Below are 13721 nucleotides of genomic sequence, written 5' to 3' on the forward strand. Positions count from 1 at the left end.
TCGTAGCAGGGTTACGGTTAAAATTCACGTTGATCTTTACTCGGTAGAATGCCGAGTCATTTACTCCAATTTCCCAGGCATTCGCGGTAGTGTAGAAGGAAGGAGAAGTAGTAATCGGGGTGTCCCAAGGGATAAAGGTGGTCGTCCCCGTAGCGGCGGCAACGGCAGTAAGTAAATCTGGCTGAATGGTCACGGTGCTGTCTCCGGCGCTTACGCCGTCCTGTCCATCTTCACCCTTCAGGCTTGCCAGAAAATCGGCCTCCGTGCCGCTGTTGCCCGCGTTCAGCCAGATTTGATAAGCCGAAAGACCGTCACTACCTGCGGCACCAGGATCACCGGTAGCGCCCGGGGATCCGATTAAGCTGTTCAGAAAGTCGGCTTCGGTGCCGCTGTTGCCTTCGTTGAGCCAAATTTGGTAGGCCGAAAGACCGTCATTGCCGGGGGCGCCCGGATCACCGGTAGCGCCCGGGGGACCGATTAGGCTGTTCAGGAAGTCAGCAATGGAGCCCGAGTTTCCTTCATCGAGCCAGATTTCGTAAGCCGAAAGACCGGCCGGGCCGACCGTTACCGGGATGGTGTCCCGAAAGGTCGAATCGGTGGTGATTACGTTGAGCGTATCGCCACTAAAGAAGACATCGACCACGGTAGTCACGCGCACGTAGCTACCTTCCGTTTGGGCGGTAGCCAGGAGGCTCATAAAGAGCAGGGCAAGGGTTAGAATTCTTTTCATTGCATCGTAAGGATGAGGACGCTACCGTTGGTCGCGTCGATGGAGTAAGATTCAGAGAGAAGGTCGCAGGGGTCCGGAGCCGCCCAGCGCGTCGAAAGCCCGGCCGGATAGTCGATGGTTACCCCGTTGATGGTGACCGCCACCGTGCCGCTCAGGACAATCAGGGTGGCGCTGTGGTAGGTGTCGGCGGGGATGGTCCCCGTCGTATTCGTGATTTGCTGGTGGCCCTGCTGCTGGGCTCCGGTACAATCGGTTTGATCTTCGGTGATCACCACCCGGACGGTATCGACGACCTGGACGGTGACGGTATCGCAGATGGTCAGGCAGCCATCGACGGCCACCGACGAAGTGGCCAGGCTTGCGCACAATTCCGGCGGAGCATCACAGGTAGCAAAAGGATTACTTAGCGGGGTAACCACCGCAGGGTCCACCCCAACCAAGGTTTGGATCGTGCGGGGCTCCAGGGGGTCAAAAAAGAAGTACGGCGCACTTTCTACCGTGTTGACGGTTTCGCCACATGCCGTCGGGTAGTCGCTCGTGCTGGTGGTTAGCCCGTGGGCGTAGGTCACAATCCCGTTCCCGTTAAGGGAGGCCGTACCACTCACACCAAAACTAAGGTCGTCCGCCCCGGGAAGGATCACGTAGGTTCCCGTCGGTTCGTGCATGTACTGGGTGGAGATGATAACCAGGTCCAGAAAATCATCGAAGGTGACCGATAGCTGATTGACCGTGGTGGGGAAAACATGATCGAGCACCGTTTGGTAGGCGGTGGCCATCGCCGCCAGGTTGGAGCCATCGTAGGTAAAGTCCGCCGCATTCAGGGTCAGGCCCGGGTAGGTAGCCTGTACGGTGGCGGGGTCCAGATCAATGATGATGATATTCCCCGTCGTCTGCCCGGTCAGAAAGCGCCGCACGTTCAGATCATCGACGTACTGCCCCGGAGTAAACTCAATCTGGTATTCGATCCGGTTGGTGGTCCGGAAAGGATCTGTCCGGGTCAGGGTGTCGCGGAAGATCACGACCGGGCTACTCTCGGAGGAGCATTTCCGGGTAACTACCTCCTGATACTCGACCGTATAATCTTGATCTAGCCCTCCCCTTAGTTCGATCACCCGATGATCTTGCTGGCTACTGGTGTAGGTACACTGACAGTTCTCGTAAAAGTCCGTCAGCGGATCATTCTCTACTCGGGGAGCGTCTTTTTCTTCGCAGGAAAACAGCGTACCGGCCACGGTGTAAAGCCCCCCGGTTACCGGGTTGATGTCCTTTACCTCCAGGGTGGAGATATTGACCAGGCGGCGAAAGCGGATCAGCTGACCGCCGGGCAAAGAATCGACCATGCAAAAGTCCGTGTACTCCGCATCCACGGCACCGTTTACCTGGGCGCGGACGCAGGTGCAGACAATACCGAAAAGGAGCAGCGTAAGGAGGAAGCGCATGGCGGTGGTGGGCTTACTGTTCGTAGAGGATGGATAGTTCGGTCCCGGTAGCATCGTAGGTTACCGCTGGGGCAATCCGACGCTGCCGGGAAACCGGGTCTACGGTGGCCGCGAAGCTGATGCAGCTACCGGGGATCAGGGTAGTGGCCGATCCCCCGCCGATGGTCACCGAAGCGTCGGCCGTCCCTTCGTTACAGATCGAGTAGCTAGCCGTCCCGGCGGGAACCGAGCCCGCGCCCGTGGCCACGACTCGGGTAATGGTGGCCGTGGCCGAAGTAAAGCAGGGGCCGTCGTAGACCGTACCGGCGGGCGTGTAGGCCGTAGATAGGTCCAACTCGTAGTCTGCCGTGGCCGTAGGCGTCAGAGTATTGTCGGTGAAGACGGCTACCCGGTAGAAGGGGGTGCCAGAATCACACAGGGCGGTGACGGCCATCGTGTAGTCCGGGGCTGCGGCTACCGTACCGGCACAGGCTCCAGCCTCCGGCGTTCCCGTGGGGGTGTAGGCGTTACCTTCCCCGTCCACGTAGCCCAGGGAGTTGGGGGCGGACTCCCCCACCACGAATTGCAGGATGTGAAAGGCCGTGGTTCCGTCGTCACAGACCGGCTCAAAGTCAATCGTGACCAGCGGGCCACCCCCGCCGTCCACTTGGGCCGAAAGGTCGTAGCAGAGGGCAAACAGAAGCGTTGCCAGGAACAGAATTTTTGCGAAGGTCAGCTTCATAAGTCTTGGGGATTTACGTTAGAGGATGAGGGGTAGGAAACCGTGATGGTCACCTTCTTTGTCTGGGGGTTGAGGATCACCACTTCGGGAGTAAAGTCCTGCGTTCGGTTCACCAGGTCTTCGCGGCTGGATCGTTCGTAGTAGCGGTTGAAGCCGAGGGCTTCACCGTTGACCGTGATCTGGCCACCGGTGGGGTCGGTATGGCGGACGTGGACCGAATAGGCACCGGCGGGAAGCGTCACGGCCGCGTCCTGGGTTTCCCAGCGGCGTTCTTTGGTTACCCCGCTGGTCACCGGATCGGTTTCAATGGAGATTCCCTCCAGGTTTACCGCCGCTGCTGCCGCCCGTTCTTTGCGCATTTCCGGCATGGCATCAGATTTTGCGACGCATGATGCGCACGTCCAGATAATTGCCCGGCTGCTCAAAGGGTGGATTGGCGGTTTCGGGTGCCGGCAGCGGAGCCTTTTCGGGAAGCTCATCGATAAACCTGATCGAATAGCTGTGCTTCAGCCCCGGGCCGGCGGTATCGCCCTCAATGAAGGCTTCGCCGGGGAGTAGGACTTCCTGATCATCGAGCAGCACCGGGGACTGCCCCCGGTTGATGAAGCGGACGTGTACGGCACCGTCCAGGTTGTAGTGACGGTTATTTTCGTAGATCACGTCGCGCTCGATCTCGATACGGCCACCCGCCATGCGATTGAGCAGATGGACCATTCGCCGCAGGTTACCCAGCACGTCGATGGCCGGTTTGGTGACGTTGTTGGAACTACCCATTTACCTGTTTGATTAGCATGTTCAAATAGGTGGTCGCTTGTCCGGGATCCTGTTGGGCAAAGAGCACCACGGCCCGCAGAGCATCGTTGGGGTGAATGCCCGGCACCAGCTGTTTGAGTGCCACCAGGTCATTGAAGGCCTGATCCATACTCAGCGGCCGGGCCTGATTGTCGGTTGGCGGGGGCGTCTCCCGGGGCGGTTCTCCCTCCCCGATGGTGCCCAGCTGCGCCGGAGCCGCCATCGGACGGCCGACCATGGTTTTGAGCAGGTCAATCCCGCCGCTGATGAGCTGTTCCTGAATACCGGGCTGCAAGAGTCCTTCGATTTCGGCTTCCCGTTGTTCCAGCTCGTGCCGCAGCTTCATGATGTCCTTCAGATCACTAATGCGGCCTTCGTACATCTCCCGCTGCATCTGAAGCATCTGCTGGGTTTCTGCCGATACTCCGGCTCCCATTGCATTGCCGATCCCGGGCAGGCTGGCACCTGCGCTTGCGCCCCACTTGACGTAGTAAGTCGGGCTGTTCATGTTGTTGTCGTTCTCGTTCTTTTTGAGAATGATCTTCCCTACCCCACCGGGGGAGTTCTCGAAAAACATCTGGAGCTGCATCCAGCTGTAATCCAGTACCTCTACCTCGGCAATGGTGCCGTCGGCGTCCGGGCGGTACTTGGTCATGAGCTCCTTGGAGCGGTGGGCGTTGTAGATACGCCAGTAGGGCGATTCTTCGATGAAGAACCGGTGCATGAACTGTTCAACGGTGAGTGTAGCAAAGGTTGCCATGGTGTCGGGACTATTGACGGACGTATTCGATTTGGATTTCCAGCACGGTATCGGCCTGGACGTTCGGGCCGTCCTGCACCACCAGGGAAGAATCGGACATGGTGATCTTTCCGGGTAGGCTGATCTCGAAGGGGCAACCCGCTTCGTTGGCCGCCAGGATCTGAGATAGGTACAGGTGGGTGATGACCTCATCCGAACCGTTGCGCAGCACCAGGTAGGCGGTATTGAAGATGGCCGCAGCTGCCACGGTGGAGCCGTCGCGCAGCGTCACCCCGGGCGGGGTCACGTAGAGGCCCACGGCGTGGTGGCCTTCGACCGTCGAGCGTTCTTCCAGCCGGTAGTCCTTGATCGGATTTTTGAGGGGAACGATGATGTTCTCCCGCCAGATGGCCGGGCCGTTGGCACCTTCCTTGTAGGCACCCCGGACAATGTTCTCGTAAGCCATGAGAATGGATTGAAACGGGAGCCCACCCGACTAGAGCGGGCTCCCATGAAAAACAAAGGTTACGGGTTCGCCTACTTGGCGAAAAGGAAGTTGTTGGCTCCCTCGATGATGGCACCATCCAGAATCACGTAGAGGTAATTCTTGCGGGTGGCCGTGCCGGCAATGAGGCTTCGGTCTTTGCTGTCTACCCGGAAGGTCAGGTGGCTCTTGTCCGCACCGGCGAAGGCTACGGAGGCTCCCAGCGGCTTGAGTTCCATCCCGTTCAGGACGTTGGCCGTCGAGGCGCTCGCCTGGGTTTCGGGGACGTAGCAGAAGGGCAGCGTCGGGTGATCCTCGATGCGCTTTTCGGTGCCCGACTGGAGGGAGAACTTGGAGTTGTAGAGCAGGGTCACCTGCTGGGCCTCGCTCAGCTCTCCGGCAACGGCCGGCGGGCCGTCGAAGATGTTGGGATCGGGATGGAAGACCGGCAGGGCGGCGGCCAGGATGGGCACACCGTTGACCACCGGAGCGGGCAGGATGCCGACGGCCATGCCCACGGCCAGAAAGCCGTCGCGGTCACTCAGCCCGATGGGTACGAACTGGTCGATCTTGTTCTGCTCCCGCTCGTTGATGCCGATCAGGTATTCGTTTTTGTTGGGGTCCAGGGCCGCCAGCAGGTGCAGCTGATGGGGACGGGCCACACTGGGCTCCATGCCCATACGCACGGCCATATCCTGGGCCATCTTCGTCGCGGTGATGCGATTATTGGAAGGGTACATTTTTGTCTTGTTGAGGATGATTCAAGGAAGGGATGAGCCATTTCCTGCCCGATCATGCTCAGAGGCTAGAGCGTAGCCATCTCGTTGTCCACGCCCAGCATGGCGGGCTCGGCGTAGGAGCCGCTGATGGAAAGGGGGATTTCCGTCAGGCTCGGAGCCGCGCTACCCAGGCGCTGGTACATATCCCCGGCGCTGCCGATCTGGACGAACTCGGGCGCGAACTTCTGTCCGAGCTCGAGTGCACCGGTAGCGGCAACACCCAGGCCGAACATCTTCAGCCGGCGGTCCTTGGCCGAGCTGGCCAGGTAAGCACCACCGGCCGCCTTGGCAATCGGTACGAACTTACCGACCGTGGGGGCCAGGTTTTCGGGGATGGTTTGATTGATGACTTTGTTGGCCACTACGGAAAGCACGGCACCAGCGCCAACGGCGAGGGCGTCTTCCATAGTGACTTTCGTGGAGCGGGAGCGCGATCTGCGTGCCATGGATCCAATGGATTTTTTGCAACCACACATAGTTGATGGGTTGAAATGGTTATGAAAGAATCACCTTTACCGACGACGACGCCGGGCGGTGGTTTTAGTCTTGGTCGTCCGCTTCTTACGGGCGGTCGATTTCTTCTTCTTGGTGCTGCCGATGCCGGCAGAGCAGCCACGGTTGATTACGCGATTGGCAATCGCGGTGGCTTCGGCTTTGGTCTTGCCACCTTTTTTCGTGGCGTGGTCGATGTAGGCTTTCTTGCGCTTGTTCAGCGTTGCCTTGGTCGTCCGACCGGCGCAGTGACTTTTCTTTGCCGAAATCAGAAGCTGATACTTCGTTTTCTTGGCCATGATGGTTGGAAATTTTGAAAGTGAAAGATTTGGTTACAGCGCCTTTAGAATGAATGGAATCCCGGCCGCCGCGAGCAGCAGCGGGTTAAAGTTGCCCGCTCCGCCACCCTGCTGCTGCAGTCGGCGCTCCTCCTCGAAAAGAGAAGGATCGGACATCGTCGTTTCGTCGATGCGGCCCGCATCCCCGGAAGACCGGCGGAAAATGCCGGCCACCTTTTCGACCACCTTGACCACAAACTGAATGGCCCCGATGACCACCGAAACCAGGTTGCCGATTTGGGGTACGCCTTCTTCTTCGGCAATTTGCTTGGGCGACTTACCGGTACGCTCCAGGATGCCGTTGAGCATGAGGCCCTTCAGCTGCTGATCGTCAAACTTGCCCAGTCGGCGAATGAACGTGTAGCTTTTCTGTTGAGCGTCGATGCGCGAGCGGATTTCCGGGCTCTTGATCTTGCCCCTTTGCAGGAACTGAAAGATGAAGAAGGGGCCCATCTTCTTACCCACCCCGGAGAATATCCAGTTGACGAACTTTTTGAACAGGTTACCGATGGCCTGCCCCACCCGGCGGAAGAAATTACCAATGCCGCTAAAGAGTCCCTGCACCCCGGCCGGGGTGGGAATCTTGATGGAGAAATTGGCAAAGGCCGGACGCTGCTTTTTGACCGAATTTTTCAGGATAGCCTCTACCTGCTTGCGGATGGCAGAATTCCGGATCGAACCGATCCCGGCAATGTCTCCCCGACGCATGGCGGCCGCCGCCGCACGGTACTCCGACTTTTGGGCACTGTCCTTGGTCAGTCCCTCCAGGATCTCAAAGCGGTCGGCCCAAATCAGGTTGTCCACCTCTCCGGCCGTCATCTTGGTGACGTCGCGGCTGGGGTTGATGGCCGGCAGCTGGGCGTCCATCTTTTCGACTTCGGCCAGCGTCATTTTGAGCTGACCGATGATTTCTTCTTCGCTGGCCCCCATATCAATGGAGCCGAGTTGATAGAGTCCTTTCACTTTGATGTCCTTTTTTTTGGTGTAGCGCTTTTCCTCCCCGAAGCGTCCACCGTGTTGCACCTTGTAGACCACGTCCAGGGGGATTTGCTTACCGTCGAGCAGGGCAACGGGATAGACGTGGCGGTACTCGCTTGTACCGTAGGCCGCATAGCGGATGTAGTGATCGATGCCCAGGTTTTGGAGCACCGAACTGATGAAGGCCGTGTAGCTCTTGCAGTCCCCAACCCGGTGGCGGTTGAGGTAAGCGGGCGTTTGCACCCACTGGCTACCGGGAGGGTCTTCCCGGTAGATGAAATTGCGGTAGACCCAGTTAAAGAGCTTCTTCAGCCCGGCCTCCGAGCGGGAGAATTGCCGGGAGAATTTCTCCGTTTCGTGGGCGTAGCCCCGCACGATGTCCTGGACCACCTTCATGATGTCGCCCGTCCGGTATTCTTCCTTGCGGAGCTGCGGGCCCTTGGCGGGCGGCGGGATCAATGTCGAGGCACTTCCACTCATGCGAAACTCAGGAAGTTCATGGTCAGGCGGACGGGTACCGCCATACCGTTGGATAAATAGATGCTGCCCGAAATATTGATCGGGGCAAGGGCGGTGGCCGTGCCACCGCTGAGGAGCGTTTGCAGGTGATCCAGGAAGTTACCCGCCGGGACCAGCAGCAAGAGGGGCACTTCCGTCGCCCGGGCGTGCGGCAGGGTGATGCGATGATTGGCCCGGATGATTCCCAGGTTGCTCCCCTGCTGGGTAAAGGCCAGGTCCACGCCGGTCACCGAAAGGGTGATGCCGAACATCTGTTTGAGGAACAACCGCAGATTCACCAGGGCCACCACGCGACCATCCCGGACGTCCATCCGCACATCCTGCCGGCGGATGCCGGCAAGGTCATATTCGATCCGGTCGTAAATCGCTCCGGTGACCCGGCTGCCCAACAATAAGTTGAGCAGGGCCAGGCCGCCAGCGATCTTGAGGAGTTGGCTCATCCCTTCTGATTGCGACCTCGAAGTAAGGGAAGCCATCCCCTACCCCAAGAACATAGGGTCCGCCAAGGCTACAATGCGCAGCCAAAGGCCACCAAAGGCATCAACTTCCTTGGTTTTCTTGCATCGCACCCGTGATTTCTTCGCTCAGATCAGCGTCCAGGTCCCGGATCTGGAAGTGCGTATAGATAAGTTTGGTCAACTCCGGAGAGAAGATCCGGCGGCGTTTGAGCTTGTCCGGATCATAGCCCCAGGACAAAAACAGGTCTTCGGTAATGATGAATCGCCACAAATGGCGGTAGGAACATCCGAAGTAATCCCGCAGCTGGTACTTACGCACGCAGCGCGGCAGATTGGGGGCCTTTTCGGCCGGTTGGGATAAAGCTTTCATGGGCAATGAGTACACTCCAGAGCTTAACTTCTGCTCTACTTTGGCTTCAATTTTGCTGCACTTCTGCTCTACTTTCCCCTCTTTACCAGTAAAAGTAGCCCTTTCCGTAAATTAAAACAACCTGTTATAAGTTAAGGTCCGTCCCGAATGCTCCCTACCCCCTACTTTTACCAGGCAATGAGAGCTTTCGAGCTATGTACATGCCCTGCTGCGCTGATGCGTGGTGGGGTTTTTTGTTTGAATAGAAACGGTGTATGTATTAATTTGCAACTTATTCAATTATTGTTCTGGGCAACACAAACATAGGTATTGTTTTGTCAGAAGGTTTTTCGAGTATATGCGTAGTGTTATGCTCCATGGTTTAAGATAATTAAATAGAAAAATGATGGAAGAAATACTTGAAAGAGTGAAGAAAGCATTAGACATAAGGGAGTCAACAGATTTATCTGACACACAACTGTATAAGTTGTTGGAGAAAACCAGGAATAGATATCACCCTGACAAGACAACTAATATTGATGCCAAAGTAGATTATGAAGAAAAATTTAAAGAATTGACAGAGTTATTAGAAGAATTTGGCAAGCACATAACCAGTAAACCAATAAATCATGTCCATGAATTAGTTAGGGTTGAAAATAATTTTGACTTAATTGAATCTAAGCAAGAAAATTTGCGATTAGAACAGAAAAACAATAACCTGAACAAGGAAATTGATTTATGCAAAGCAAGAATTAAGGAATTAAATGACGAAATAACTCTGCTGCGAAATAATAATGCTGAGAAAGAAACCAAAAAGCTTTTAGAGTTATATAAACTGAATAGAGTCAATGTCTATGCAATTGGATTAATTGCCATATTGGGCTTGTTATTTAACTTATTGCTCCAGGTTGAAAAAGTAGCCAATTTATTCGCAAAATATGCACCCTTCCTTAATGAAGGAACAGTTTCTTATGCCACACTTTTATTGCTGGCAATTTCTTCTGGCCTCTTACTGAGGAAATATCTTCAAGAAAAGATTGTAGACAATTGGTCAAAAAAAATAAATCTATCTTCTTTTCAGAAGAAGATATTTGAAGATGAGGCATTCAAGATAGCGATGTTAGATTATTCGGGATACAGAAGAGGAAGAAAAAAGGAGGATTACGAATCTTTTTCAGAGTATCATCGTAGAACAACGGATGGAAATACCTATTTCCTCGAATCAGTAATTACAAAATTCTTAAATCAAGAATTTTCTCCCAAAAATAGGATTGACAAAATTTACCAAAATAAATTTTTAAACCTTGACAGAATTGTCATCTATGACAATTTAAAGAACATTATTGTCTACAATTTATTAAGAAAAGATTTAATTCAAGCAGCAGGAAATCATGGTTTCGAGAAAGCATTTAAGATTAATCAAATTTAGTAATTACGCAAGACCTCTCTCGAAAATATGTAGCAAGACTTAATTGGTCACTTTGTCATGTGTACTGTAGCTGATTAGGAATCCACGTAAGATCAAATAATGATAATGATGAATATTACACCACAAGTAGAGCGTCAATGTAAAGAATAAAATTTATGGAGGAAAACAATTACAGGTGGGTATATGAAGTAAAAGAGATGGTTGCCGAAGGCAATACAAAAATCGCTATTGAAAAGCTCTTAAATGAGACTAGAAGTAAAGAATATTTAAGAGATATTTTTCACCAAACTTCAATAATTTCTAATCGATTCCAAGAATTAGTTAAAAAAGAATCGCTTGGAACACTACCAGTGTATGACAACACCAGAAATGTCATACTTAATGATTTAATTGAGCTATTGTCCGAGGTTGAATCAAATATGTCAAAGAATAATGACGAATTCAACAGCCCAAGAATCGGGCTGTTTCAAAAGTTGTTCATGGCAAAAAATAAAGAAGAGATTGAAAAACTTAAATTCGAATCTGAATCCGAGAAAAGGAAAAGACCTAATGATTTTCAAGCCCACCAACTACACAGATTGATATCGGAATCATACGAATATGAGAAGTGGAAAGAAAAACCAACCTATCGAAATAATAGCAAGTTAAAAAGAAAAGTACATACAAGACACCATTATTCCCCAATAGGTCCTCCGCGGTCAATCCTGGGGAACATTGTGAAAATTATTTTGTACGGGCTATTGATTTGGGGGGCATACGAACTAATACAATCGATACTGCATTAGGCAGGGTTAATGTAATATACACCTTCATGTGCCCTGTAATAGCCATTAATTGGCCTTGAAATTTAGAGATTTAACCAATATTGGGGGGGATATTCTCATTTGCCGCTGCACCGCCGCAGCGCGGAGGTTGAGCCAGACGATTTCCGTTCGTTTAGTTTTTCCTACGGTTGCGGCCTCGGTTTCAAGAACAAGAAGATGAAATGTAATTTTTGCCCTTGTGTGAGCCGATCCCATTTAATTTCACTAAGCCTTGATTAATTGCCCTGTATAAGCCCAGTGTTGCCCAGGCTCCTTTGCTGCCCTCAATATGATCTGGCACAATGGCTTCGATCATTTTGGTAGCCTCATTTATCTCATTTCCCTTAGCTAATCCTGCTATTTTTTCAAGGTTGGTGTCTGCCCATTCCACCCAGCTACTGCCGGTTAGACGCTCAATGTCTATGGATACCGATTGACTTATTGTTAAGTGATCTTTCATTTCGATTTGATAGATTAAAACGGCATCTCCTCCCCATCCTCCTCCTCCCTCACCACGTCAGTGAAGAATAGCATCTGTCTGCTCCGATGATCGTAATGGGCGTTAAAGCGGACGTACTTGCGCACGTTATCCCGGTTCGGTAATGCCTGGATGTTATCGATGGTGTAGCCTTTGGTTTCGTCGATGCGATCGACGTGGTAACAGGTGGCTTTCCTCCCCTTTCTCTTGATGTAGTCGGTCTGCTGGCAGAATTGCCGGAATTGATCTATGGTGATGGTAAATTCCTTCCCTCTGCGTTTGGCGTTGGCCTTCAGGTTAGCGTAAGCTGCTTTGATCGGGTTTTCCTTCCTCCATTTGCGCATGTAGCAACGGGAGCAAATGGTTTTCCCCGGTGCGGGTGCTTTACCGCACCGGGGTACCCTGCATTTACGCTTTTGGCCCCTACTCATCGTCCTACCTTTTCCAACTGCCCCCGCACCGTTTCCATGTACGGCGCGTAGGCAGCGACACGGTCGCCGTAGCCCTGCCAGTTGTTGTGGGTGATGATCATGGGGAAGTTGTAGTCCTGGTGAGCCAGCCAGGCCCCCACGATGGCACCGGTACGGTCATGGCCGTGCCGACAGTGGATCAGGACACCACCCCGGCGGAGATACTGCTGGGCGCGTTCGTAGGACTTCACGTAGCCCCTACCCTGCTCGTAGCCGGCGTGGCCATCGAAGAACGGCAGACCGGGACTGGTGACGTACTCGACGCCGTAACGCTCACAGATGGCGCGTTCCTCCGCCGTGCTGATGGGGCCCCGGTCGTTTTTGCCGTCGCCGTTCAGGCGAAGGACGTAACGGATGCGGCCGGTGGCCAGGGCGTTTTCCAGTTCTTCGGCCGTCAAGGCTGCGGACCGGAGATTCCCCAGACCGTCGGGGATGAAGCGGATGGCGTCGGGGAAGACGTCGGCGGAAGGAACGACGACCGGAGCGGCTTCGCCCGGTGGGTGGGCCTCCTGGTAGGCAATGCCCTTGGCGCAGAGGTAGCCTGCAAAAAAGAAGACTGCAACGGCCATGATGTAGTTTGCTTGGCGCATGATTTGTGGTTGTTTTTCGGTCACCAGCGGGCACAGGAATGGCCCGCCGGTGACCGGATATGAAAGTTTTAGTCAATTGTTAGTCAGAGCGTTGTCCGTTCCACTTGAAAGTGCCGCATGAACCTTTGTCGATGAAGCGGGGAACAGAACTTAGCTCGATGATCACGGTGCCGGATATCCCGGCCGCAGTACAGGCAGTGGGTTACGCGCCGGCCATGTTCAGGTTCTCGTGCAGGCCGGTGCGGGCGTTTCCCTTCAGTTCTTCGTAGTCGATGAAGTCGGCATCGGTTTCGGTGGCGGGCTCGGTGGGTGGGGAAGTCTCGGTTTTCGTCGGCTCAGCTTCGGGTGAACTTTGCACCTGCGCTCCGCCGCCCGTATTTCCGTGGCCCATGTCCGTGGTCAGCTTCTTCCAAACCTTCGCAGCCTCCAGGTCGGCAAAGCGGTCGATGTTGTCGATCATCCGTTCGGCCACCCGGTCAGTGACCTTCAGGGCCAGCTCCTCCCGCTGCCTCCGCTGCATGGCCTGGAGGGTAGAGCGCAGCTCCGCGTCGATGCGGGCCTCAATGGACTCCGGAGAAAGGTTGCGGTAGGCGAAGGCCTGCACGAAGTGGGCCGCCAGCAGGACGGTGCTCATGGCCAGGGCCGCCATGCCGATGCCGTCGTACATGGCCGACAGATCCACCAATGGGGTGGTGAGCGCCAACTGCACGGCGCTGATGGCCGTGCTGGCCCACATGCTGACGGTGGCCATGTTGTCCGCCTTAAGTCGCTGCTCCGGACTGATGCCGTCACGGCGGGCCGCAGCGTCCCAGCCAAAGGCCGCCACGTCGAAGATGAGGGCGAAGGCTAGTCCCCCCAGGATGGCCGATAGGGTGGCGTTGCCCGTGGGAATGATGTAGGCCCCGTAACGGAAGCCGAAGGCGAAGGTGAGCGCCGCGTTCAGCAGCCGCATGGCCACCGCGAAGGCGCGGTACTGGCCGTTGGCGCTGATCGCGGCCGTGCTGATCTTAAATGATTGCGTGTAAAATCCCATAACTTTGTTGTGATTGGACCGGAATCAACTGCTATCGAATGCCGGTCCGGTTTGAAGATGAGCCTCGTCCCGGTTAAGCCGTGGGCGGGGCTTGTTTGGT

Annotated in this window: 19 protein-coding genes; 2 read left to right on the forward strand and 17 right to left on the reverse strand. The window is 54.5% G+C overall.

Annotation, left to right across the window (positions count from 1 at the left end; all coding sequences use genetic code 11):
- From E1J53_RS23180 to E1J53_RS23240, 13 genes are all read right to left on the reverse strand, one after another.
- Positions 1–730 (reverse strand): collagen-like protein (locus E1J53_RS23180; protein ID WP_173021616.1); only part of this gene is annotated, 730 nt, incomplete at its 3' end.
- Positions 727–2169, reverse strand: coding sequence for a hypothetical protein (locus tag E1J53_RS23185; protein WP_134272906.1), 1443 nt, complete (start codon positions 2167–2169; stop codon positions 727–729). The genes E1J53_RS23185 and E1J53_RS23180, both read right to left, overlap by 4 nt.
- Positions 2170–2182: 13 nt before the next feature.
- A complete protein-coding gene (locus E1J53_RS23190; RefSeq protein WP_134272905.1) occupies positions 2183–2890 on the reverse strand; it encodes a hypothetical protein in 708 nt (235 codons plus the stop codon).
- Positions 2887–3258, reverse strand: coding sequence for a hypothetical protein (locus tag E1J53_RS23195; protein WP_134272904.1), 372 nt, complete (start codon positions 3256–3258; stop codon positions 2887–2889). Before E1J53_RS23195 ends, E1J53_RS23190 begins: the two co-directional genes overlap by 4 nt.
- A 4-nt stretch (positions 3259–3262) precedes the next feature.
- Positions 3263–3664, reverse strand: coding sequence for a hypothetical protein (locus tag E1J53_RS23200; RefSeq protein ID WP_134272903.1), 402 nt, complete (start codon positions 3662–3664; stop codon positions 3263–3265).
- The gene (locus tag E1J53_RS23205; RefSeq protein WP_134272902.1) at positions 3657–4442 is read right to left on the reverse strand and encodes a hypothetical protein; all 786 of its coding nucleotides are present in this window, start codon (positions 4440–4442) and stop codon (positions 3657–3659) included. Before E1J53_RS23205 ends, E1J53_RS23200 begins: the two co-directional genes overlap by 8 nt.
- Positions 4443–4452: 10 nt before the next feature.
- On the reverse strand, positions 4453–4887 hold the full coding sequence (locus tag E1J53_RS23210) for a hypothetical protein (protein ID WP_134272901.1): 435 nt from the start codon (positions 4885–4887) through the stop codon (positions 4453–4455).
- Between the two features lie 71 nt (positions 4888–4958).
- Complete coding sequence (locus E1J53_RS23215) at positions 4959–5645, reverse strand: hypothetical protein (RefSeq protein ID WP_134272900.1); 687 nt, start codon at positions 5643–5645, stop codon at positions 4959–4961.
- Between the two features lie 65 nt (positions 5646–5710).
- Complete coding sequence (locus E1J53_RS23220; RefSeq protein ID WP_134272899.1) at positions 5711–6130, reverse strand: hypothetical protein; 420 nt, start codon at positions 6128–6130, stop codon at positions 5711–5713.
- A 66-nt stretch (positions 6131–6196) separates the two neighbouring features.
- On the reverse strand, positions 6197–6475 hold the full coding sequence (locus E1J53_RS23225) for a hypothetical protein (protein ID WP_134272898.1): 279 nt from the start codon (positions 6473–6475) through the stop codon (positions 6197–6199).
- Positions 6476–6508: 33 nt separating this feature from the next.
- The gene (locus tag E1J53_RS23230) at positions 6509–7972 is read right to left on the reverse strand and encodes a transglutaminase-like domain-containing protein (protein ID WP_134272897.1); all 1464 of its coding nucleotides are present in this window, start codon (positions 7970–7972) and stop codon (positions 6509–6511) included.
- Positions 7969–8451, reverse strand: coding sequence for a hypothetical protein (locus E1J53_RS23235; protein WP_134272896.1), 483 nt, complete (start codon positions 8449–8451; stop codon positions 7969–7971). The genes E1J53_RS23230 and E1J53_RS23235 overlap by 4 nt, the downstream gene beginning before the upstream one ends.
- 100 nt (positions 8452–8551) lie before the next feature.
- Positions 8552–8839: a hypothetical protein gene (locus E1J53_RS23240; protein WP_134272895.1), complete on the reverse strand. Its 288-nt coding sequence runs from the start codon at positions 8837–8839 to the stop codon at positions 8552–8554.
- A 382-nt stretch (positions 8840–9221) separates the two neighbouring features.
- Here E1J53_RS23240 and E1J53_RS23245 point away from each other — a divergent pair, with 382 nt between their 5' ends.
- Positions 9222–10247, forward strand: coding sequence for a hypothetical protein (locus E1J53_RS23245; protein ID WP_134272894.1), 1026 nt, complete (start codon positions 9222–9224; stop codon positions 10245–10247).
- Positions 10248–10402: 155 nt separating this feature from the next.
- Positions 10403–11032, forward strand: coding sequence for a hypothetical protein (locus E1J53_RS23250; protein ID WP_134272893.1), 630 nt, complete (start codon positions 10403–10405; stop codon positions 11030–11032).
- 181 nt (positions 11033–11213) lie between these two features.
- On the opposite strand, the gene E1J53_RS23255 is transcribed toward E1J53_RS23250, so the two are convergent.
- From E1J53_RS23255 to E1J53_RS23270, 4 genes are all read right to left on the reverse strand, one after another.
- Complete coding sequence (locus tag E1J53_RS23255) at positions 11214–11510, reverse strand: hypothetical protein (protein ID WP_134272892.1); 297 nt, start codon at positions 11508–11510, stop codon at positions 11214–11216.
- Between the two features lie 14 nt (positions 11511–11524).
- Positions 11525–11872 (reverse strand): hypothetical protein, encoded by a 348-nt coding sequence (locus E1J53_RS23260; protein ID WP_134272891.1) that lies wholly within the window; start codon positions 11870–11872, stop codon positions 11525–11527.
- 83 nt (positions 11873–11955) lie between these two features.
- Complete coding sequence (locus tag E1J53_RS23265) at positions 11956–12588, reverse strand: hypothetical protein (RefSeq protein ID WP_134272890.1); 633 nt, start codon at positions 12586–12588, stop codon at positions 11956–11958.
- A 202-nt stretch (positions 12589–12790) separates the two neighbouring features.
- The gene (locus E1J53_RS23270; RefSeq protein ID WP_134272889.1) at positions 12791–13621 is read right to left on the reverse strand and encodes a hypothetical protein; all 831 of its coding nucleotides are present in this window, start codon (positions 13619–13621) and stop codon (positions 12791–12793) included.
- Positions 13622–13721 lie beyond the last annotated feature (100 nt).

This window comes from Lewinella sp. W8, assembly GCF_004375085.3.
Classification (GTDB): Bacteria; Bacteroidota; Bacteroidia; order Chitinophagales; family Saprospiraceae; genus Neolewinella.